The sequence below is a fragment of the Bacillus horti genome, assembly GCF_030813115.1.
GTDB lineage: Bacteria > Bacillota > Bacilli > Caldalkalibacillales > JCM-10596 > Bacillus_CH > Bacillus_CH horti.
The window spans coordinates 24,040-30,217 of sequence record NZ_JAUSTY010000031.1; the positions used below are offsets into that span (position 1 = coordinate 24,040).

A 6,178-nucleotide genomic window follows, 5' to 3' on the forward strand; every position below is an offset into this window, starting at 1 on the left:
GGAGGCTTTAGTTTATGTCTGAAGCTATAAAAACAGTCGAAGTAACGGATGAGCCGTTTGAACAGAAACGTTCTCTTGAGGGGCGGGATAAGCAAATTGTGTACGCCGTTAGTTTACTAATGGCTACTCTACAAGTGTATCTAATCATCTTTAGCCTGACGGCTCCAATGATTAATACAGGGATATTTCTTATGTTTGTTGCTGTATTAGTATTTTTGCTCTATAAACCGGCTAAAAGGATTACCTCCAATGCTATTCCTTGGTTTGATTGGCTAGCAGCGTTTCTTTCAGCCATACCCTTTTTATATGGGGTCTTATTCTATGAAGAGATTATTGCGAGAGCAACATTTCCAACAGTATTAGATAAAGTCATGATGATTCTTGCTGTACTCGCTATTTTGGAGATGAGCCGGCGCACGATTGGAATTATTCTTCCTTGTATCGCTCTATTATTTGTACTTTATGCGATTTGGGGTGGGAACCTCCCTGGTATTTTTGTTCATAGGGGATATGATTTAGATCGTTTAACAAATACGTTTTTTATGACGACTAATGGAATATATGGTTCTCCTACGAAGGTAGCGGCGACAATGGTTTTTATGTTTGTATTTTTTGGTGCTTTCTTAAACGCTACAGGAGCAAGCAAAGTCATTACTGATGGTTCCTTTTCAATTGCTGGCCGGTTCACAGGTGGACCAGCAAAGGTAGCCATTTTTGCAAGTGCACTAATGGGAAGTGTATCAGGTAGTGCTTCGGCTAATGTAGCTACTACAGGACAATTAACAATCCCATTAATGAAAAAAGTGGGCTATAACAAGGATTTTGCAGCGGGTGTCGAGTCAGCCGCATCTACTGGAGGAACGATAACTCCACCTATTATGGGTGCAGGTGCATTCATCATGGCAGAAACGACAGGAATTCCGTATAGCGATATTGTTAAAGCAGCTATTATTCCGGCGCTATTGTTTTATATGGCTGTCTTTACGTCTACTCATTTCGAAGCAAAAAAGCTTGGATTAAGAGGACTTCCAAAGAAGGATCTACCCCAACTTATCCATGTATTGAAAAAAGGCTTCCATGTGCTGTTACCTTTAGTTTTTCTTATTGTTTTGATACTGATGTATTTTCCTGTGATGCATGCAGCCTTTTATTCAACGATCGCGTTGATTGTGGCGGCTATGCTACATCCAGCAACTAGGATAAAAATAAAAGAAATATTTAACGCTGTAGCTAATTCAGCCCATATGGTTTTACAAGCAGCCGCCGCTTGTGCCTGTGCAGGAATTGTGATCGGAGTGCTTAATTTAACAGGCTTAGGGCTAAGGTTTTCTACGGTTACATTACAGCTTGCTGGACACAGTCTATTTTTAGCCTTATTTTTTACTATGGTTATTGCCATTATATTAGGGATGGGTCTGCCTCCAGTGGCAGCGTATATTATTGGAGCTGCTGTTGCCGCTCCAGCCTTAACAAATTTAGGGTTCCCGTTGCTGGCTAGTCATTTGTTTATTTTCTATTTCGCTGCCATATCATCTATAACTCCTCCGGTTGCGGTAACAGCGTATATTGGAGCAGGTATTGCTGGTGGAAGTCCTATAAAAACGGCTGTTATAAGTTGTCTACTTGGTTTACCAGCGTTTATTGTACCGTACATGTTTATGTTTTCCGATGTCTTTCTTTTACAAAGTGAGCCACTAGAGTTTATTTTACTTATCGTTCCTACAACGATTGGATTTATTTGTTTGAGTACAGGTATTATTGGCTTTTTTAGCAAGCGGTTAATCATGGTAGAAAGGATGACTTTTATTGCTAGTGGGATCTTACTTTTAATTTTCGATTATCTTACTAGTTCAATAGGGCTAGGATTACTAATAGGGATATTAATTTATCACTATAAACGTAAGGACAATGTTCGAGTACAAGCTACATCAAATTAGCTCTGAACGCTATCTACTATAGGATTAATATTTAATAAAGAGGAGGAAAAGAGAGATGATACAGAGAGGACTGATTATAGGGTCTGAAGAGATTAGAACGGAAGAAGTATTTTCCGTGTACAATAAGTTTTCTAATGAGAAGCTGGCTCAGATTGCAAAAGCAGAGGAGAAGCATGTTGACTTAGCCGTTCAGGTCGCAAAGGAGACGTTTCATCATGATGCTCTAAGTCCATATGAGCGTTATGAAATCCTTAACAAAGCAGCGCTTCTTCTACAAAAAAGGAAAGAGGAAATAGCTAAGACTTTAGTTGCTGAAGTCGGTAAAACGATTAAAGAAGCAAGAATTGAAGTGGATCGGTCTGTACAAACGATGCTTTTATCCTCAGAGGAGGCCAAACGACTGGGGGGAGAGGTCTTACCTCTTTCTGCCAGCCCAGGAAGTGAGAATAAATTTGGCTATTACGTTCGGAGTCCGATTGGTGTCATTTGTGCCATCACACCATTTAATGTGCCATTAAATTTATCCTGTCACAAAATAGGACCAGCACTAGCTGCAGGGAATACAGTCGTTTGGAAGCCAGCATCGGACACGCCATTGTCTGCTTATATATTAATGGATACACTACTCGAAGCTGGTTTACCAGCAGGATATGTGAATTTAATTTGCGGCTCTGGGGCAAGCCTAGGGAAATGGTTACTACAGGATCAGAGAATTGGAAAGTACACGTTTACAGGTAGCTCCGGTGTAGGGAAAAAAATGAAGGAGCAAAGTGGGTTTAGAAGTGTATCCTTAGAGCTAGGAAACAATTCACCAAACATTGTTCATCACGATGCAGATTTGGATCAAGCGGCTCAAATGTGTACGCTTCGAGGTTTTTTTAGCGCGGGACAGGCTTGTATTTCTGTTCAGAGAATTTATGTTCAGCGAGACGTGAAGGATAAATTTTTAGAAAAGCTGGTGGAGTATACCAATAAACTAAAGCTGGGTGATCCGTTTGATGAAGAGACGGATATTGGTCCGCTAATTAGTGTAGGTGAAGCAAATCGGGTTAAAGAATGGATTGATGAGGCGGTAGGACAGGGCGCAAAAATCGTAGTTGGTGGGCAGCAGGACGGAGCTTTTATTGAACCAACTATTTTAGAAAATGTTAAGGCGGAGATGAAGGTTGTTTGTCAGGAGGTTTTTGGTCCAGTCCTGACTGTGATTCCATATGATGAGCTTGATGACGCTATTAGACAGGCAAATGATAGTGAATACGGCTTGCAATCTGGTATTTTTACTTCAAATCTAAATCACGCCATGTATGCGGCTAAAAAGCTGCAAACAGGTGGTGTTATTATTAACGATGCCTCGACGTACAGAGCTGATCTTATGCCTTATGGTGGGATTAAAAATAGTGGTATAGGTCGGGAAGGGCCTCGCTTTGCTATAGAACAAATGACTGAATTAAAAGTGGTCGTTATGAATCTATAAAAAGATTATTTAATGAGGGGTTGCTGATATCTGCCCTTCATTTTCTCTTTTTTGCAAGGGAGCAGTGAGATGTGGAATAAAAAAGCAATGTGGATTGTGCTCATAGCTATCGCCTTTCTATATATTCTGTTTGTGCTTGACGATCAAGTAAATTGGGAAATTCGCGCAGCGCTTGCTGTCACATTTCTAGGGATTAGTCTATGGATTATAGAGCTTGTTCCATTTGGTTTGACATCAGTTCTAATTTTGATCCTGTATCTCATGTTCCAGGTATCCACAGTAGAGACGGTATTAAGTGGCTATGCGTCAGGAGCTGTTTTTTTGATCTTGGGTGGAATGATGCTAGCCAACGGTGTAAACCAAACATTTTTAGGTCAACGAATGGTGTATTATATTTTAAAAATAACAGGCAATAAGGCAACCTCTCTTCTGTTAGGAATCATCATGGTGCCACAAATCCTAGCTATATTTATTCCAGCATCAGCAGTGCGGGCAGCATTAATTTTACCCATTGTTCTATCACTTATTTCTTTGTTAAAGCTAGAAGATCAGGTGAACTTTAAAAAACAAATGATGCTTGCATTAGCGTATGGAGGAAATGTATCTGGGGTTGGCTTACTTCCTGCAGCTATTGGAAATATACTAGTAGTAGAGCTTGTTTATTTATATACGGATCATGTGATTTCCTATTTTGATTGGTTTTTATACGCTTTTCCCATTTGGTTGTTGTCTATACCTGTCACTTGGTATGTTGTAAAGAAGGCTTATCCGTTAGATGGAGTTAAACTAGGTAACGTCAAAGGTGAGATAGATGGTCAGCTACAAAAATTAGGGAAGCTAACGATGGCTGAGAAAAAATGTATAGGTATTCTTCTACTTACGGTTACTCTTTGGACAACACAGTCTGTTCATGGGCTACATCCTGCTTTTCCCACCTTGCTAGCAGCTATTCTGATAGGTTTACCAAAGCTTGGATTTGCTAGCTGGGAAGAGCTTACGAAGGTAAATATAAATACGCTTCTGCTTATAGGGACAACGATGTCTATAGGAATAGTACTTATAGATACGGGTGCAATAAAGTATCTCACTTCTATTCTGTTCACAGAATGGATGCTACAGCTTTTAGCTCAACCGATCCTATCTATTCTCATCCTTGTCCTTATTGTTCAATTTGTTCATTTAGGGGTATCTATTGTGAATACAGTTGTAGTTGCTCTAGTACCCGTTACGATAAGTTTAGCTATGGAGCTGGCCATGGACCCTGTATTATTTGCTATGGTAACAGGTATTGCCAGCATTTTTGGTTTTATCCTCGTTGTTGAATCTATTCCTAACGTGATTGCCTATGGAACGGGTTTAATAGGGCAGCGTGATTTTATTAAGCCAGGTATAAAGCTGACCTTTTTGACAACGATCATTATCGTGCTAGTCTCCTTTACATGGTGGAAATGGATTGGCTTAAGCTAGTAGGATATACAGTTCTGATTAAGAAATATAAGCATAGTATAGCTTTTTGAGTTACAAATGGTAAATAAAAAGGCAGGGAAATGCATGTATTTGTAGAATATACAGTTAAATGGAACTCAATAATTGATAAAGGTATGATAGATATGATTAAATTCGAACACCTAACATTATCACAACGAATAGCTGAAACGATAGCGAGCCAAATTGTTGAAGGAAAGCTTAATCCTGGAGAGCGGTTGATTGAAAATGAGCTTTCAGACCTATTTGGTACCAGTAGATCACCAATCAGGGAAGCTTTATATATACTTGAAAGTCAGGGAATCGTTGAAAGAATTCCGAGAAAAGGAGTTCTCGTTAAAAATTACTCAAAAAAAGAAGTGTTTGATTTATATTATGTAGTCTATAACTTAACCGAAATTGCCCTTAAAAAAGGGATGGAAACGTATACGGAGGAGCAGTTAAAAGCATTATATGACTTAATTAAGAAAATGGAAGAAACGATTGAGAGTAGAGAAATGAAGAACTGTTTTTTATTAATTGAACAGCTTCATATGAAGTTGTTTGAGCTGCCAGATAATAAGGTTCTTGAAGACTTGTATCAGAGGGTAAATATGCGTTGGACCACGTTTCGCTATCTTTCTTTGTCTCATCCTGATAGTTTAAAGCGATCTATTCAGGAATATAAAGAAATCGTTATTAGCTTAGAGCAGAAAGACTTTACACGTATTCCTCCTATACTAGAGAAGAAGAAGTCAAGGGCTTTATCTGTTCTTGAAAAGCTTGTGGCAGAGTAAAGGCAATAGATTGAAAAGGTACTCTTAGATGGACAGAGTGATCCTTTCATTTTAGTAGATATGTAGTAAAGAAAAGCTGCACCTAACAAAAAGGTTGCAGCTTTATTATTGAAGATGCTTAAGAAGTCATGGTTAGAGGAAGGTAAGCTTCACCAGCAAGTGAAAAGTCTATCTAACATCATGCATCACAAGGATGGGCAATAGGTAAGTGGATGTGAATTTCGACCATTTTATTAGTGAAAGTCTTAGTTGTAATTTAAAAAAAATTAATATGGAGGTTGTTATTTTAGAACTTAAATCACTTATATATTAGAGAAGGCATTATTGAGAAGTAGGGAAATAGAGTGAAGATCAGATAAGATCTGTCCATATTTCTCTTTTCTTTTATTTGAACTAATGCCTATCAATCTCTAAGGAGCCATTCCTGTAATGAAGTAATTTGAGGTTTGAGTAGAAAAGCGCCACTTGGTATACTGGGAAACGTTCCAAGCAGAGAACAAATCCCA

4 protein-coding genes are annotated in these 6,178 nt (G+C 38.7%); all 4 read left to right on the plus strand.

Features of this window, described 5'->3' with window-relative positions:
- Positions 1 to 14 precede the first annotated feature (14 nt).
- The 4 genes from J2S11_RS21460 to J2S11_RS21475 all read left to right on the plus strand — a co-directional run bounded on the left by J2S11_RS21460 (position 15) and on the right by J2S11_RS21475 (position 5,672).
- Positions 15 to 1,937 carry a TRAP transporter permease gene (locus J2S11_RS21460; protein WP_307398130.1) on the plus strand — a complete coding sequence of 641 codons (1,923 nt, stop codon included), beginning with the start codon at positions 15 to 17 and terminating at the stop codon, positions 1,935 to 1,937.
- A 55-nt stretch (positions 1,938 to 1,992) separates the two neighbouring features.
- A complete protein-coding gene (locus J2S11_RS21465; RefSeq protein WP_307398132.1) occupies positions 1,993 to 3,411 on the plus strand; it encodes an aldehyde dehydrogenase family protein in 1,419 nt (472 codons plus the stop codon).
- Positions 3,412 to 3,480: 69 nt separating this feature from the next.
- Positions 3,481 to 4,878, plus strand: a complete 1,398-nt coding sequence (locus tag J2S11_RS21470; RefSeq protein ID WP_307398133.1) for an SLC13 family permease — start codon at positions 3,481 to 3,483, stop codon at positions 4,876 to 4,878.
- Between the two features lie 143 nt (positions 4,879 to 5,021).
- Positions 5,022 to 5,672 (plus strand): GntR family transcriptional regulator, encoded by a 651-nt coding sequence (locus J2S11_RS21475; protein ID WP_307398135.1) that lies wholly within the window; start codon positions 5,022 to 5,024, stop codon positions 5,670 to 5,672.
- Positions 5,673 to 6,178: the final 506 nt, after the last annotated feature.